Source organism: Aeromonas sp. CU5 (assembly GCF_002586745.1).
In the GTDB taxonomy this organism is placed as follows: domain Bacteria; phylum Pseudomonadota; class Gammaproteobacteria; order Enterobacterales; family Aeromonadaceae; genus Aeromonas; species Aeromonas sobria.
Genome location: NZ_CP023817.1, coordinates 2,668,919 through 2,683,873, shown reverse-complemented (window position 1 = coordinate 2,683,873; position 14,955 = coordinate 2,668,919). Strand labels below are relative to the sequence as shown.

The 14,955-nt window shown below is 62.5% G+C and carries 12 protein-coding genes; 4 read left to right on the top strand and 8 right to left on the bottom strand.

Translation table 11 applies throughout. The annotated features are described in order from the left end of the window. Positions 1-102: 102 nt before the first annotated feature. Complete coding sequence (pdxY, locus tag CK911_RS11750) at positions 103-963, top strand: pyridoxal kinase PdxY (protein ID WP_098970131.1); 861 nt, start codon at positions 103-105, stop codon at positions 961-963. A gap of 74 nt (positions 964-1,037) precedes the next feature. On the opposite strand, the gene CK911_RS11745 is transcribed toward pdxY, so the two are convergent. Both CK911_RS11745 and CK911_RS11740 read right to left on the bottom strand, forming a co-directional pair. Continuing rightward, positions 1,038-1,487, bottom strand: a complete 450-nt coding sequence (locus CK911_RS11745; protein WP_098970129.1) for a PliI family lysozyme inhibitor of I-type lysozyme — start codon at positions 1,485-1,487, stop codon at positions 1,038-1,040. A gap of 59 nt (positions 1,488-1,546) precedes the next feature. Further along, a complete protein-coding gene (locus CK911_RS11740) occupies positions 1,547-3,580 on the bottom strand; it encodes a M13 family metallopeptidase (protein WP_172954012.1) in 2,034 nt (677 codons plus the stop codon). Between the two features lie 206 nt (positions 3,581-3,786). Between CK911_RS11740 and tilS the strand changes: the two genes are divergently transcribed. Then, positions 3,787-5,145, top strand: coding sequence for a tRNA lysidine(34) synthetase TilS (gene tilS, locus CK911_RS11735; RefSeq protein ID WP_098970125.1), 1,359 nt, complete (start codon positions 3,787-3,789; stop codon positions 5,143-5,145). Between the two features lie 89 nt (positions 5,146-5,234). On the opposite strand, the gene CK911_RS11730 is transcribed toward tilS, so the two are convergent. Then, positions 5,235-6,137: a GGDEF domain-containing protein gene (locus CK911_RS11730; RefSeq protein ID WP_042020479.1), complete on the bottom strand. Its 903-nt coding sequence runs from the start codon at positions 6,135-6,137 to the stop codon at positions 5,235-5,237. Positions 6,138-6,260: 123 nt separating this feature from the next. On the opposite strand from CK911_RS11730, the gene CK911_RS11725 reads away from it, so the two are divergent. After that, a complete protein-coding gene (locus CK911_RS11725; RefSeq protein WP_172954011.1) occupies positions 6,261-8,213 on the top strand; it encodes a monovalent cation:proton antiporter family protein in 1,953 nt (650 codons plus the stop codon). 27 nt (positions 8,214-8,240) lie between these two features. On the opposite strand, the gene CK911_RS11720 is transcribed toward CK911_RS11725, so the two are convergent. From CK911_RS11720 to CK911_RS11705, 4 genes are all read right to left on the bottom strand, one after another. Next, positions 8,241-9,386, bottom strand: a complete 1,146-nt coding sequence (locus tag CK911_RS11720) for a patatin-like phospholipase family protein (RefSeq protein ID WP_098970122.1) — start codon at positions 9,384-9,386, stop codon at positions 8,241-8,243. 113 nt (positions 9,387-9,499) lie between these two features. Then, complete coding sequence (locus CK911_RS11715) at positions 9,500-10,378, bottom strand: alpha/beta hydrolase (protein ID WP_098970120.1); 879 nt, start codon at positions 10,376-10,378, stop codon at positions 9,500-9,502. Positions 10,379-10,460: 82 nt separating this feature from the next. Further along, complete coding sequence (locus CK911_RS11710) at positions 10,461-11,057, bottom strand: TetR/AcrR family transcriptional regulator (protein WP_098970118.1); 597 nt, start codon at positions 11,055-11,057, stop codon at positions 10,461-10,463. Positions 11,058-11,276: 219 nt separating this feature from the next. Continuing rightward, a complete protein-coding gene (locus CK911_RS11705; protein WP_098970116.1) occupies positions 11,277-11,921 on the bottom strand; it encodes a response regulator transcription factor in 645 nt (214 codons plus the stop codon). Positions 11,922-12,091: 170 nt separating this feature from the next. Here CK911_RS11705 and CK911_RS11700 point away from each other — a divergent pair, with 170 nt between their 5' ends. Then, a complete protein-coding gene (locus CK911_RS11700; RefSeq protein WP_098970113.1) occupies positions 12,092-12,718 on the top strand; it encodes a glutathione S-transferase in 627 nt (208 codons plus the stop codon). A gap of 78 nt (positions 12,719-12,796) precedes the next feature. Here the strand turns inward: CK911_RS11700 and CK911_RS11695 are convergent, their stop codons facing one another. Continuing rightward, positions 12,797-14,908, bottom strand: a complete 2,112-nt coding sequence (locus CK911_RS11695; protein ID WP_098970111.1) for an alpha-amylase — start codon at positions 14,906-14,908, stop codon at positions 12,797-12,799. Positions 14,909-14,955 lie beyond the last annotated feature (47 nt).

Genomic DNA, 14,955 nt, shown 5'->3' with positions numbered 1-14,955 from the left:
TGACAACCATCGAAAGTGACAATCATCGAAAGTCACAACAACGGGCCGCAAGGCCCGTTTTTCCCTCCGGAATTCCTGTTCTTATTGCGTGAGTCGCCAACCATGAAGCGAGTGCTCTCCATTCAATCCCACGTAGTCTTTGGCTGTGCCGGCAACAGCGCCGCCGTTTTTCCCATGCGTCGCCTCGGGATCGAGGTGTGGCCGATGAACACGGTGCAGTTCTCCAACCACACCCAATACCGCGAAGGCTGGCAGGGGATGGTGATGCCCGGCGGCCATATCCGTCAGTTGGTAAACGGCCTGGCGGAGATCGGCGTGCTGGCCGAGTGCGATGCGATCTTGAGCGGCTACTTCGGTTCGGCCGAACAGGGGGAGGAGATCCTGGCGGCGGTGGCCAGACTCAAGGCGCTCAATCCGGCCGCCCTCTATTTTTGTGACCCCGTGATGGGTCACCCGGACAAGGGGTGCATAGTGGCACCCGGCGTCGCCGATTTTCTGAAACACCGGGCACTGGCCTGTGCCGATATGCTGGCCCCCAATCTGCTGGAGCTGGAACAGCTCACCGGCCGCGATATCCGCAATGTGCCGGAGGCCATCGAGGCGTGCCAGCAGCTGCGGGCACAAGGGGTCAAGCTGGTAATGGTCAAGCATCTGGGCAAGGCTGGATTCGCCATGGATCGCTTCGAGATGCTGCTGGTGTGCGAGGAGGGGGCTTTTCACCTCTCCCGTCCGCTCTACCCTTTTGCCCGCCATCCTATCGGGGTGGGGGATCTGCTAAGCGCCACCATGCTGGCCAATCTGCTGGCCGGTTGCACCCCGGTGGCGGCGTTCGAGCTTACCAACGCCAGCGTTGATGCAGTGCTGGCTCGCACCTGGCTGGCGGGGGCCTACGAGTTGCAACTGGTGGCGGCCCAGCACGAGATGGCGCTGCCGCAGGTCTCCATCCGGGCGACCCGTCTCTGAGCTGTTACGCCAACGGTAAAAACAACAAAGCCCTGATAATCAGGGCTTTTTACGTTTCAGATTCGGGGAGAGACTCAGTCCTGTGGGCTCTTGAGCGCCTTGATCACATCCTCTTTCGGTTCCAGCTCCTTGACCTGATTGAAGATCTCCAGCTCCCCTTGCGGAGTGACGGTGTAGGCATCGGCATCCTGATAGCTGCCGCTGCCAGCGCTCTCGATGATGACCACCAGCTCGGGCTGCTTGTCGCCATTCAAATCGACCAGTTTCAGCTCCCGGATAAAGCCGTTGCGGGCCATCACCTTGCCATCCTGAAACTCATCCAGTGGAAATTGGGCATTCTGACCCGAATAGAGCCGCACGTCATAGCTGCCGATGGAGGCGGGTTCACCGGCCCCCTGCGCTACCCGGATCACCTGCCCGGATGGGAGGGTCAGCTGCTTGCTAAATCCCTCTTCGGCTTGTGTTTGTGCTTGTGCCGCCAGCGGCAGGGCCAGCAGCCCTGCGATCATCAATGCTCTGTTCATCTTGCAACCTCTTGCTGTCTGTTGAGCGCGGGCTACCACGGGAGCCCGCCGTGATGCTGTTACCAGATCTTCACCCGCTTCTGGGGTGGCAGATAGAGCTTCTCCCCCGGCTGGATATTGAATGCCTCATAGAAGGCGGGAATGTTCGGCACCACCCCGTTGACCCGGTACTCGGGGGGCGAGTGGGGGTCGGAGCGCAGCAGCATCTGCATCAGTTCGGGGCGATACATCCCCTTCCACACCTGAGCCCAGCCGAGGAAGAAGCGTTGTTCGCCGGTAAAGCCATCCAGCACCGGCGCCTCCTTGCCATCCAGCGACAGCTCGTAGGCCTTGTGGGCGATGGTGAGACCGCCCAGATCGCCGATGTTCTCCCCCAGGGTGAACTGGCCGTTGACGAACTGGCCGTTGATGGGCTCGAAGCGGTTGTACTGGGCCACCAGACGGCTGGTTCGGAAGCGGAACTCCTTGAGATCCTGCGGTGTCCACCAGTCGCGCATCATGCCGTCACCGTCGGATTTGGCCCCCTGATCATCAAAACCGTGGCCCATCTCGTGGCCAATGACCCCGCCGATGGCGCCGTAGTTGACCGCATCATCCGCCGTCATGTCGAAGAAGGGGGGCTGCAAAATGGCCGCTGGGAAGACGATCTCGTTGTTGCTCGGGTTGTAGTAGGCGTTCACCGTTTGCGGCGACATGTGCCACTCGTCCCGGTCGACCGGCTTGCCGAGGCGCGCCAGACTATCTGCGTATTCAAAGGCTTGCGAGCGTTGCAGGTTGCCCACCAGATCATCCGGTTTGATGGTGATGGCGCTGTAATCCTTCCACTTGTCGGGGTAGCCGATCTTGGGGCGGAACTTGGCCAGCTTCTCGAGGGCCTGGGTCTTGGTCTCGGGCGACATCCAGTCGAGCTCCTTGATGCTCTGACCGTAGGCGGTGCGCAGGTTCTCCACCAGCTGCTCCATCCGCTCCTTGGCCGCTGGCGGGAAGTAGCGGGCCACATAGAGCTGGCCGACCGCTTCACCCAGATGATCGTTCAGCACCCCCAGTGCCCGCTCCCAGCTGGCGCGCTGCTTGGGCGTGCCGCTCAGGGTGGTGCCGTAGAAGGCGAAGTTGGCCCGGTCGGTCTCGCTGTCGAGATAGGGGGCGTAGTCGGTCAGCAGTTGCCACTTGAGGTAGGCCTGCCAGTCGGCGATGGGGGTCTGTGCCATCACCTGATCCAGCGCGCTCAGATAGGTCGGCTGACCGATGATGAGATCCGGCTGGGCAGCGATGCCCGCCGCGTTCAGATAGGCCTGCCAGTCGAGATGAGGGGCGAGCCGTGCAAGTTCGCTGGCGGGGCGCTTGTTGTAGTTCTTCTCCCGATCCCGCAGCGCGACGTTGTCCCACTGGATGGTGGCGAGCCGGGTTTCGAGGGCCAGAATCCGCTTGGCCTTGCCGCTCGGGTCAGACTCCCCGAGGCGGCTTAGCATGGCGGCGATATGCAGCTGGTACTTCTGGCGCATCCCCTGACTGTCGGGATCCTGCTTGAGGTAGTAGTCCCGATCCGGCAGCCCCAATCCCCCTTGATAGAGGTGGACGGCATAGCGGTCGGGGGATTTGGCATCGGCGTCGATCCAGATGCCGAACGGCGCGCCGCCGCCCATGCGGCCTGATTGGGCAAAGGCGCGGGCCAGTGCGGCCTGATCACCGATCCGGTCGATATCGGCCAGCGCCGGTGCTAGCGGGGTGAGCCCCTTGGCATCGCGACCTGCCTGATCCAGATAGCTGGCGTAGAGATCGCGGATCTGCTGGGTCGGCGTACCTGTGGCGGCATCCTGCTTGGCCAGCCCCTCGACCAGCACCCGCACATCGGCGAGGGATTTATCCCGCAGCATGTAGAAGGCGCCATCGGCGGGGCGATCATCGGGGATCTTGGCGGTGGCCAGCCACTTGCCATTGACGTAGCGGAAGAAGTCATCGCCGGGTTTGACCTGGGTATCCATATTGGCCAGCGCCAGCCCGGAGTGTTTGGGGGATTCTTGCGGTGCCTGACTGCAGCCAGCCAGTAGGGCCAGTCCAATCAGGCCGGCCAGTAAGCTTTTCTTATTGTTCATCTTGTTTGATTCCAATTCGGGTTGTTTGCTTCCCAGCCCATCCTCATTGCTCCGACATGCGGTTCGAACGCTTTGCCTGTCGGTTCGTTTGCTTGGCGGCCTGCCTGCTTGGTGCTGAGGGGGAGCGAGCCTCACTCTAGCAGCAGGGGGGCAGCTTGATAAGCCTGACTCTGCTAAGATTCGGCCGGTCTGTTTTGGGGAAGCCTATGATTTCTCATCTTTATTCTCGCTTTAGTCTGACTATGCCTAAGCCGGAAGGTTCCGCCGGTTTGCTGGTGGCCTTTAGCGGTGGTCTCGACTCTACCCTGCTGCTGGTGCTGGCGGCGCAGTATGCCCGCGAGCACGGCCTTGTGCTGCGCGCCCTGCACGTGCACCACGGCCTCAGCCCCCATGCCGATGAGTGGGTCGCTCACTGTGAAGCCGTGTGTCAGCAATTGGCGGTGGCGCTGCTGGTCGAGCGGGTGACCCTTGCCCGCGACAATGGCGAGAGTCTGGAGGCGCAGGCCCGCACCGCCCGTTACCAGCGGCTGACGGCCCGGATGCGGGCGGGGGAGTGGCTGCTCACCGCCCACCATCAGGACGATCAGCTGGAGACCCTGCTGCTGGCCCTCAAGCGCGGTGCCGGTCTGCGTGGTCTGGCGGGGATCCTGCCAAGCCAGCCCTTTGCCGGTGGCCTGTTGCTGCGCCCGCTGCTCGATGTCAGTCGCGCCGAGCTGGCTGAGGCGGCGGCCACTCTTCCCTTTGGCTGGGTGGAGGATGAGAGCAATCAGGACGTGAGCTATGACCGCAACTTTCTGCGCCAGACGCTTATCCCCCAGCTCAAGGCGCGCTGGCCCGCCATGGCCCAGACCGCGGCGCGCAGCATGGCCCTGTGCGCCGAGCAGGAGGCGCTGCTGGACGAGCTGGCCGAGAGTGACTGGCAGCTGGCGGGCGAGGGGGAGGCGCTCCATATCGGCCCGCTGCTCGACCTTTCTCCTACCCGGCGCAACAACCTGCTGCGCTACTGGATCCGCCGTCAGGGGGGCGAGATGCCATCCCGTGAGCAGCTTGCCCGGCTCTGGCAGGAAGTGGCGCTGGCGCGCGGCGATGCCAATCCCCAGCTCAACTGGGGGCGCCAGAGCTGCCGCCGTTTTCATGAGCGGCTCTATCTGGTGAGCCCTGACCTGCAACCCTGTCATCAGGTGTTGCCGCTGATTGTGGGTGAGCCGCTGACCCTGCCAGAGGGGCTGGGCGAGCTGGTGGTGCGCATGGCGGAGCGCGGCGAGGGGCAGTTGCGTGCCCCCCGGCCGGATGAGCCGCTCTCGGTGCGTTTTCAGGTGGCGCCCGGGATCCCCCTCAAACCGGTGGGGCGAAGCGGTAGTCGGCGGATGAAGAAGCTGCTGCAGGAGTATGGCGTTCCCTCGTGGCAGCGGGGGCGTATCCCCATCCTCTACTATGGCGAGCAGGTGGCGGCGGTGGTGGGGCTCTTTGTCTGCGACGGCTTTATGGCGCAGGGGGCCGGGCTGGTTTGCCGCTGGCAGGAGCGCGGTGCCGCCCCGGTTCTGCCCGAGCGGGATCTCCCCTGACTTGATATCGGTGTGAGCGGTGGTTAGCCCCAAAAAAAGAAGCTCCGGTCACATGATGCACATGTGCCGGAGCAAAGAAGAGTTCGGGATTATTCCTGATGACTGGCCTTGCCGGCTTTTTTGCGGGCGTAGAGGTGGCTGTCTGCCGCCTCGTAGAGGCTTTGTACACTGATGCCCGATTGCCAGCTGGCGGCGCCAAGGCTGCATCCGACCGAGAAGGTGCTGAGCTCCTTGTTGGTCATCAACATATGCTGCAATCGCAGCCAGACCGGGCGCCACGCCTCAGGGTCGGCCGGTTGCAGCAGCAGGGCAAACTCGTCCCCCCCGAGCCGGAAGGCTTGATCCGTACTGCGGATACACCCCTTGAGCAGCTGGGCGAAGCGGCTCAGTACCAGATCCCCCACCGGATGACCCCAGGTGTCATTGATCTGCTTGAAGCGATCGAGATCCAGCAGTACCAGCACCAGACCGTAGGGCTCGCGGCTGTGTTGCTCGATGGCACGGCCGATGGCTTCGTCAAAGTAGGATCGGTTGCCAAGGCCGGTCAGGTGATCGAGCCGTACCAGTTGATCCAGTTTTTCCAGCCGCAGGTAGAGGGGCAACAGCAGACAGAGCAGTTGATGATATTGCGTCAGTACCCGTTGCTGGCTGCCGCTGAGCGGATGCTCCAGCTCGTAGTGGAGTTGACCCAGCAGCTGGCTGTGCTGACCGCGCAGCTCGAACGGATAGTTGTGCAGGTTGAGGGTGGCCAGCGGCGGGTGCTGGATCAGCACATGGGGCTGGCCACAGTCGAGGTAAAGACCATGGATCCTGACAATTTTTGCCGCACGATCGGCAAAAGTTGTCAGCAAACCGCCAAGATCGCTCTGCCCCAACAACTGCTCCAGCAACTGGTTGCGTTCCACGCTGGGCAGCGGTGTGAGCCGCTCCATCTGGCGAACCCACTGCTCGATGCCATGACTAAAGCCATTAAGTGACGATGTATTTTCCATGGTCTTTCACCTGTGTATCTAACGACTTTCCTACTCGTCGCTTGCAATTGGCATGCCCAATATATCTTTCCTTCCGCCCACATCGGCTGACTAGACTTAAGTCGATAAAAAGGAGAGGAAAATTTGTACACAGACCTGCTGATCCTGCTGTTTACCGCCGTCTTGCTGGTGGCAACTTTCCGGCGCCTCGGGCTGCCGGTGATCCTCGCCTACCTGATTGCCGGCGTATTGCTCGGCCCTCACGGGTTGGCGGTGATCACCGGTCAGTCGATCATGCAGACCATTGCCGAGCTCGGGATCGTCTTTCTGATGTTCTCGCTGGGGCTGGAGTTCTCCCTCCCGAAATTGCTGGCGATGCGGCGACTGGTGCTGGGGGTCGGGGTGCTGCAGGTGCTGCTCACCTCGCTGCTCTTTTTCGCACTGGCCTGGTGGTGGGGACTGGGTCTGGCGCAGTCGCTGGTGGTTGCGGGGACGCTGGCGCTCTCCTCCACGGCGGTGGTGATCAAACAGCTCGGTGAGCAGAAACAGCTCCATACCCGCCGCGCCCAGTTGGGGGTGAGCGTGCTGCTGTTTCAGGATCTGGCTGTGGTGCCCCTGCTGGTGATGATCCCTATTCTGGCCCAACCGGATGTGCAGGGCAGCGCCCTTGCCGCCGAGATCGCCTGGGCCACCCTCAAGGGGTTGTTTGCCTTGCTCACCCTGCTGGCGGTGGGCAAGTGGTTGCTGCCGCTGCTGTTTCACGAGGTGGCGCGGGCCCGCTCCGACGAGCTGTTTGTGCTGAGCGCCCTGCTGGTGGCCCTGCTTGCCGCTTTCATGACTCACTCGCTCGGGCTGTCGATGGCGCTGGGGGCATTTCTGGCGGGGATGATGCTGGGGGAGTCCCACTACCGTCATCAGTTGGAGGTGGACATCAAGCCCTTTCGCGACGTGCTGATGGGGCTCTTCTTTATCACCATCGGCATGGCCATGGATTGGGAGCTGGTGGCGCGGGCATGGTGGCAGGTGCTGGTCTGCGTGGTGCTGCTGGTGCTGTGTAAATCCCTGCTGGTGCTGCTGGCCGGGCGGCTGATGGGGGAGCGCAAGCGCGACAGCATGGCCGCTGGTATCATGCTGAGTCAGGTGGGGGAGTTTGGCTTCGTGCTGCTGGCGTTGGCGCTCCACCATGGCCTGCTGGATCAGCAGCTGGTCTCCCTGCTGATCGGCATCGGCATCATCTCCATCGCCATGACCCCCTGGCTGGTGACCCAGGCTCACTCGCTGGCCCGCAGTCTCACCGATCCGGCGCTGCTGACCCGCTCCGAGGTGGCCCAGTCGGGCCTGAGCAAGAACCAGCATGTCATCATCGCCGGCTTTGGCCGGGCCGGGCAGACCTGTGCCCGCTTCCTCAAGATCGAGGAGATCCCCTTTCTGGCCCTCGACCTCGACCCCGAACGGGTGAGCGAGGCCAAACTGGCGGGGGAGCAGGTGGCCTTCGGCGATGCCAGCCGCCGCGATATTCTGCTGGCCGCTGGGCTGTTGCGGGCACGGCTGGTGATCATCACCTTCGATGACCGCAAGCGGGTGGAGGCGATGCTGGCACTGATCCGCGAATTGGCGGGGGAGCTCAAGGTGCTGGTGCGCACCCGGGATGACAGCTTTCTGGAGCAGTACAAGCAGGCGGGGGCATTTGAGGTGATCCCCGAATCTCAGGAGGGGGCCCTGATGCTGGTCTCCCACCTGCTGCTTAACTGCGATATCCCAATCGGTCGGGTGATCCGGCGGATGGAGCTGGAGCGCAGCAGCCAGTATCGCTTCCTGCACGGCTTCTACTGGGGGGATCAGAGCGCCAGCAATCTGGAGGCGGATCAGCTGCTCGAACGTCTCCACCCGCTGTTGCTGCACGATCAGGCGTGGGCGGTGGGGCGGGAGGTGCGGGAGTTGCCGCTTGATGAGGTGCGGATCAAGGAGGTGCAGCGCGGGGATCAGAGCCTGGAGCCCAGACCCGAGCTGGTGTTGGCGGCCGGTGACCGGCTGATCCTGTTTGGTACCGTGGTGGCGATGGAGCAGGCGGAGCAGCGTCTGCTGGAGGGGCACTGAGTCCCCTCGCACTCATCGACCATCCGTTTACTCCCCCTCGTTTGGCTGCCCTTCGATATCGAGGAAGGCGGCGACCCGCTCCCGCTCCCTGAGGGTGTCCTGATAGCCCAGCTTGATCAGCTGCTGGCAGTAACCCGGATAGAACATCAGAAAGCTGGCCAGACTGCTGGTCTCATCCCCTTTCACGCCCAACACTCGCAACAGGCGGCGCAACTGCAGCGGCAGCTTGTGCAGATAGGTCAGCGCTATGGTGTCGAGATCCTGGCTCGGTTTCAGCACGCAGGTCTCCACCCGTTTCAGCTGCAGGCGGTTGCGCTCCCGTTCCGGGATAAGGTCCAGGGTCTGGTTGATGCGCCACAGCCGCTCCAGATCGGAGTTGAGGGTGTCGGTAAAGACCGTATCGAGCAGATGGCTGGCGATATTGGAACTGGTGAGGTGGCCGTGATGATGGGTGGGCGCCGAGTGCTCAGGCGGATCGAGGGTGATCAGCAGGATCCGCTCCGCCCCCAGATGGATGGCAGGGCTTAACGGGCTCAGCTGGTGGATGGAGCCGTCGCCGTAGAACTTCTCGCCGATCCGGGTGGCCGGAAAGACGAAGGGCAGCGCCGAGGAGGCGAGCAGATGCTCCGATGTAAGCACGGTGCGTACCCCACGCCGTCTGGCCCGCTCCCACGGATGGTGCTCGGCCCGCCCCTGAAAGAAGGTGGTGGAGAGGCCATCATCGTAATCCGACGCCGTGATGGCCAGCGCCTCCAGACTGCCGTAGAGGATGTTGTCATCGATGCGGTGATAGTCGATGAGCTGATCCAGCAGGCGGCGCAGGGGGGCGTTATCAAAGAGCTGAAAAGCGTGGTTGGTGTGGGGATTGATAAGCCCCGCCGACCCCTCGTACATCAGCCGCCACAGCAGCTGACCGGGGTGAAAATCGAAGATGTGGTGCGTCTCGAAGCGGCGCCAGACCCACTCCAGCTTGCGCACCCCCAGATGAAAGCAGGAGGCGTAGCAGGCCAGCGCGGTGACATTGATGGCCCCCGCCGAGGTGCCGCACAGGATGGGAAAAGGGATGCCAAGATTGCGGGGGTAGAGCTCCGCAATCGCCTTGAGGGCGCCGACCTGATAGGCGGCGCGAGCACCGCCACCGGTGAGCAACAACGCTGTATTGGGTCTGGCCATATGCTGGCGCCTTATTGTTGGCCCGAGAGGGGCGTTCCCACTGACAAGTTAACTATAAGGCGCTGTATCAAATATAAAAATGGGCGCTCGCCCGTTTTTTTCATGGCTCCCTGTCAAAGGGCCCGGTGAGGATTTTCCGGCCGTGCCAGTTGATTGAACGCAGCAAAGACCGGGGCGCTGGCGAGGATGCGACCGTGGCCCAGTCCCCGGGTGCTCACCAGCCGGGTATGGCCATCCTGGCTGGCCCGCAGGGAGTCGTCATGAGGGGCAAATCTGTCCTCCTCGTCGTGCACGATCATCACCGCACCGCTGCGGCTGGCGAGCCGCCCCAGCGGATCGACCGTGCTCAAGGGGTGCTGGTACTCCTGCTCAATATCCTTGACCACCGCATCGAACAGCCGGATGGAGTAGCCGGATCGCGCCACCATGCCGTAGAGCTGGGGCACATAGTCGAGTACCGGCGAAATCAACAGCAGCGGCAGGGTATCAATACCCGGCTGACGGCTGGAGAGGGTGACGGCGCCCCCCATGCTGTGGGCGATGACCCCGTGCAGGGGGCCCACTTCGCTGGCCAACTGGGTCGTTAGCTCGTCGAAGGCGCGCACGAAGCGGGGCAGGTGGCCGGTATTGCCTGCGCTCTGGCCGTGGGCCGGATGATCGTAGGCAATGGCGGTGAAACCCTGCGCGGCGATATGGCTCATCAGCAGATAAAACTGGCTGGCGCTGCCGGACCAGCCGTGCATCAGCAGCCACAGCGGCCCCTGACCGAGCCGATAGCTCATCAGCATCCCTTCGCTGGTATGGACGGCCTGCGTCACCAAACCGGCTGGTTCGCTGCCATCCCGCTGGTTGCGCTGGGGGGTGAGCAGCAACTTGCTGGCGGTGCGCTTGGCATGGGTGGGGGCGAATCTGTGGTGCAACCGGGTGCCGATCCCCAGCAGCCATTTGCTCGGGCTGAAGCGGCGGGTGTTGAAGTAGATCTTGCTGCTCATGGTCATCCTGTGGTTTTTATGTGCGAACGGTCGTGCTTTTTTATTAGTTTTTAAAAATTCGTGTTGAACGGATGCTAAAACATCAGCGCCAGCTACTCAGCAGAACGTCCACCTCGGGCCAGAAGTGGTGGGCCGAATCCTGACACAGTTCGAGGTCGTTGAACACCTGATCCGCCAGATAGAGGCCATAGAGGCGGTAAACGGCGCGCCAGGGATCCATCTCCTGTCGCCACTCGCCTGTGGCCTGACCCTGCACCACCTGACGGGCCAGATAGTCGAGCCAGAAACGCACCAGTTGACGGGCAGCTTGCTGCACCTGGCTCGTTTGCTCATGGCCATCCTGCGCCGAGGTCCAGGCGTCGAGGAACATGCAGCGTCCGGCGAAGCAGTGGTTCCACGCCTGCCAGGCGCGCAGCAGGGCGATCAGCTTGTCATGCTGGCTCTGGTGCTCCTGCTGGCGTACCGGCTGGATCACCCGCAGCCGAAACACCTCGGCGGCGTACTCCAGCACGGCGATCTGCAGATTGTCGCGGGATTGAAAGTGGGCAAACAGGCCGCTTTTCGACATCTCGCAGGCGCTGGCCAGCGAGCCTATGGTCAGGCTCTCGAGCCCTTGCTGGCTCGCCTGCTCAAAGGCGGTCTGCAAAATGGTTTCCCGGGTCAGGCGCCCCTTGCTCATCACGTTCTCCTCGTTGGCGCTGGCAGAATAAAGTACGATCGTGCTAATTGTCGAGCAACAAATAGCCAGTGTGGCTGGCTATCTCATCTTGCATGTGTCGCCGCGTGCGGGTCTCAGCTCTCCCTGATATCGAGTTGCTGCAGGGCGATAACCGCCTGAGTGCGGTTCTTGACCCCAAGCTTGCGGAAGGTTGTGGTGATATGGGCCTGATTGGAGGGCTCAGCTCTCCCTGATATCGAGCTGTTGCAGGGCGATAACCGCCTGAGTGCGGTTCTTGACCCCGAGCTTGCGGAAGATGGCGGTGATATGCGCCTTGATGGTGGCCTCTGAGACGTTGAGCTCCCAGGCGATCTGCTTGTTGAGGCTGCCGTCGCGCAGCATGATCAGCACCTTGTACTGCTGGGGGGTGAGGCTGGCCAGCTTGCTAGCGAAATCGGGGCCATCTTCCGATTCGGGATGGAGCGAGATGCCTTCCGGCACCCAGTTATCCCCCCCGATCACCGTATTGAGGGCGTTGACCAGCTCCTTCATCGGTACCGACTTGGGAATAAAGCCGAGCGCCCCGAGCCGCAACACCTGCTGGATGATGGCCGCATCTTCCGAGGCGGAAACCACCACTATGGGCAGGTCGGGATATTGGCCACGCAGGTGGGCCAGCCCCTCGAAGCCATTGGCTCCCGGCATCTTGAGATCGAGCAGCAGCAGGTCAACTTCGGGGTGCTCCCCCAGCAGGCTGATCAGGCTGTCGATGGAGTCCGCTTCCAGCAGTTGAGCGTCGTTGATGGCCATGTGCACCGCTTGGTAGAGGGCGCCCCGAAACAGGGGGTGGTCATCTGCGATGACGATGGTAAATTGGCTGTCCATATTTCGGTTAATGGCTCACATTGTTGCTAACTGATTGTTTTGAAAAATCAAACTAGCATCGCTCACCAAGGGGGTCAAACCCGCCGGTGCGCAAATGTGAAGCGACCATCGGATGTGTTGCCATCAGGGCAGACAGGCTGGTCGCAGGCAACTCATGCAGGAGGCAACAGATGGGATCCTTGGTATTGGCGGTGGGCACAGGCTCCACCTGGGCGATGCGGGCGGCACTGGTGCTCGCCATGAGCGGGCTGACGTGGCAGGAGCAGGTGTTCGATCTGGAGGATGCCAAGTCGCTGGCGCGACTCAATCGGCTGGCACCGGCCGGTCTGGTGCCCTGGCTGGAGCATGACGGGGGGCGGGTCCACGACTCGCTGGCCATCGCCGAATATATTCACGAACTCTGTCCCGACCGCCAGCTCTATCCTGTTTCGCTGGCCGAGCGGGCGCTGGCTCGCAGTCTCTGCGCCGAGTTGCACGCGGGATTTCGCCAGATCCGTTCTCTGCTTCCTTTCTTCCTTGGTGCGCCAACCCGTATCGATCCTCCGGTAGAGGCGGTCGGCGAGCTGGCCCGTTTGCAGGAGATCTGGTCGCAGGCGCGGGGCCCCTTCTACTTTGGCGAGGCGGGTATTATCGACGCCTTCTATGCCGTGATGGCCTATCGGCTGGCCAGCTACGGCATCGTGCTGCCCGGTCAGGCCGGAACCTATCAGCAGGCGTTGCTGGCCTGGCCCCTGTGGCAAGAGATGTTGGTCAAGGCGCGGTTGCAGTGGCCGGTGGCGGCGCGCCAGTCACAGTGAGCCGTGGCAGATGGATAAACGAGAGAGGGGAGCCGCCAGTGGCTCCCCTCTCTGTTGCTGGTGAAGGTGGCTTCGGGGTTACTGCTGCCGACCGGCAAAGACCACCACCACCTTGTCATCCCCCTTCTCCCGCACGAAGGCGTAGGGGGCATCCGAGAGTTTCTGGTGGCTGCCTGCCGCAATGGCCGGATGGGCGGCGCGGAACTGGCCCAGTTGCTGCCAGTGCTTGACCAGCTCAGCCTTGTCTCCGCTGGCCAGCTCCTGCCAGTTCATATCGGAGCGCAACGCCTGATCGAACACCCCGCCATCCTTGGCCAGCCCGCGGCCAGACTCGTCGCCGTAGTAGAGCTGGATGCCCCCCGGCAGCAGCATAAAGCTGTTGGCGACCCGGCGCTGCAGCGGCACATCCTGATAGTCGCCAAAGAACAGCTTGGTGTCGTGGGAGCTGATGTAGCTCAGCACGTTGAACTCGGGATCCTGATTGATGCGGCTGGCGTAGCTGGCATAGGTGGGCTCGGCGCCCGCCATGCACTGGGCCTGGGGCAGGGCGAACTCGCGCTGATAGTCGAAGTTGATCAGCGAATCGAAGCCGTTCTGATACCAGAAATCCTTGGCGACCCCGTGATCCCACACCTCGCCCACCATGTAGAAGGGCAGATCGTCGAGGGCCTTGTCCGGGTTGGCGGCCTTCCACTCCTTGAGCGCAGTGGTGCCCGCCTGCTTGAGCTTGGCCCACACCTCGGGCTCCAGATGTTTGACGGTGTCGGCCCGAAAACCGTCGATGCCAAAGCGGCGCACCCAGTCGGTGTGCCAGGCGATCAGGTAGTCGCTCACCGTGGCGTCGGGCAGCACCTTGGCCTTGGTATCTTTTTTCGCCGCCAGCAGCGGCGGCAACCCTACCGGTTTGGTCGATTCGGTGAGGAAGTCCGGCAGCCCCGCCACCGAGCCGGTCACATCGTCGGTGCCGGGCTGCGGGTAGCCGGGCAGACCGGCGCGCACCCAGTCACCGCTCCACCACTTGTTCCACGCTGGCGATTGATAGTCGATGAACTGGTTGTAGCCATGCCAGTTGAGGCCGCCGCTCGGGCGCCACTGGTTCCAGGTGGTCGGCAGTTTTCCGCTGTTCTGGGTCAGCTCGGTGAGCCCCAGATCCTGCAGGTCGGCGAGGGTAGCGTAACCGGCGTGGTTCATCACCACGTCGAGGATGATCCGCATGCCGCGCTTGTGGGCTTCGTCCACTAGCGTCTTCAGGCTCTCTTCATCGCCGTAGTTGGGGTCAATCTTGGTGAAGTCGAGCGCCCAGTAGCCGTGGTAAGCGTAGAAGGGGAAGTTGCCCTGCTCGCCGCCGCCAATGAAACCGTGCACCTGCTCCACCATGGGGGTGATCCAGATGGCGTTCATGCCCAGTGACTTGATGTAGTCGAGCTTCTCGGTCAGCCCCTTGAAGTCGCCGCCGTGCCAGGTGGCCACCTCGTCCTGACTATCCTTCTGGCGGCCGAAGCTGTGGTCGTTGGTGGGATCGCCATTGTGGAAGCGGTCGGTCAGCAGGAAATAGAGGCTCGCCTGATCCCAGCTGAATGACGCTGGCTTGGCTGTCTTGACCGGTTCGAGCAGCAGCAGGCCGCCGCTCTCTTTGCTCGGGGTCAGGGTCAGTTTGCCCTGTTTGACCACCGCCTCTTGTTTCGAGTAGGCATCTCGCAGTCGGGTGCCGTCGGGCCAAACCCCTTTCAGGGATACCGTGACCGAGCCGCCATCCCAGCTGATGCAGGGCTCATCTGGCGGCTGGCGTTTGAATTCGCTCTTTTTGGTTGCCCGCAGCACCTTGAGGCTGGGGGTATCCGGGTTGAAGGTGAACTGATACTCCCCCGCCAGCATCACTCGCAGGTTAAAGCTCTGCCCTTTGCTGCATGTGTCCATCGGCTGGGCGGTGCCGAAGGGAAGCGGTTTGCTCTCGCTCGGGCCAAAGCTGGTACCACAACTGTTGCCTGCGTCGCTGATGCGGATCTGGTGGCTCCCCTTGGCAAGGGGATGGGTCAGCTCCACCGTGCCCTTGTCCAGCGCGATCGGAGTCGCTACCGGCTGGCCATTCACATAGAGGTGAACCTCGGGGGCGGCCATCGCCTGTTGGGTGAACAGCGGGGCGGCCAGCAGGGCAAGCCAGAGAGAGGATAAGTTGGGAGCGCGACGCATAAGCCATTCCTTGAGCAGGGCAGTTCGGACAAGGGCCCATTCTAGGA

What these genes read in the sequence shown, in the direction of transcription:
- pdxY (WP_098970131.1), top strand. Translation starts at nt 103, where the DNA reads ATGAAGCGAGTGCTCTCCATTCAATCCCACGTAGTCTTTGGCTGTGCC.
- CK911_RS11745 (WP_098970129.1), bottom strand. Translation starts at nt 1,487, where the DNA reads ATGAACAGAGCATTGATGATCGCAGGGCTGCTGGCCCTGCCGCTGGCG.
- CK911_RS11740 (WP_172954012.1), bottom strand. Translation starts at nt 3,580, where the DNA reads ATGAACAATAAGAAAAGCTTACTGGCCGGCCTGATTGGACTGGCCCTA.
- tilS (WP_098970125.1), top strand. Translation starts at nt 3,787, where the DNA reads ATGATTTCTCATCTTTATTCTCGCTTTAGTCTGACTATGCCTAAGCCG.
- CK911_RS11730 (WP_042020479.1), bottom strand. Translation starts at nt 6,137, where the DNA reads ATGGAAAATACATCGTCACTTAATGGCTTTAGTCATGGCATCGAGCAG.
- CK911_RS11720 (WP_098970122.1), bottom strand. Translation starts at nt 9,386, where the DNA reads ATGGCCAGACCCAATACAGCGTTGTTGCTCACCGGTGGCGGTGCTCGC.
- CK911_RS11715 (WP_098970120.1), bottom strand. Translation starts at nt 10,378, where the DNA reads ATGAGCAGCAAGATCTACTTCAACACCCGCCGCTTCAGCCCGAGCAAA.
- CK911_RS11710 (WP_098970118.1), bottom strand. Translation starts at nt 11,057, where the DNA reads ATGAGCAAGGGGCGCCTGACCCGGGAAACCATTTTGCAGACCGCCTTT.
- CK911_RS11705 (WP_098970116.1), bottom strand. Translation starts at nt 11,921, where the DNA reads ATGGACAGCCAATTTACCATCGTCATCGCAGATGACCACCCCCTGTTT.
- CK911_RS11700 (WP_098970113.1), top strand. Translation starts at nt 12,092, where the DNA reads ATGGGATCCTTGGTATTGGCGGTGGGCACAGGCTCCACCTGGGCGATG.
- CK911_RS11695 (WP_098970111.1), bottom strand. Translation starts at nt 14,908, where the DNA reads ATGCGTCGCGCTCCCAACTTATCCTCTCTCTGGCTTGCCCTGCTGGCC.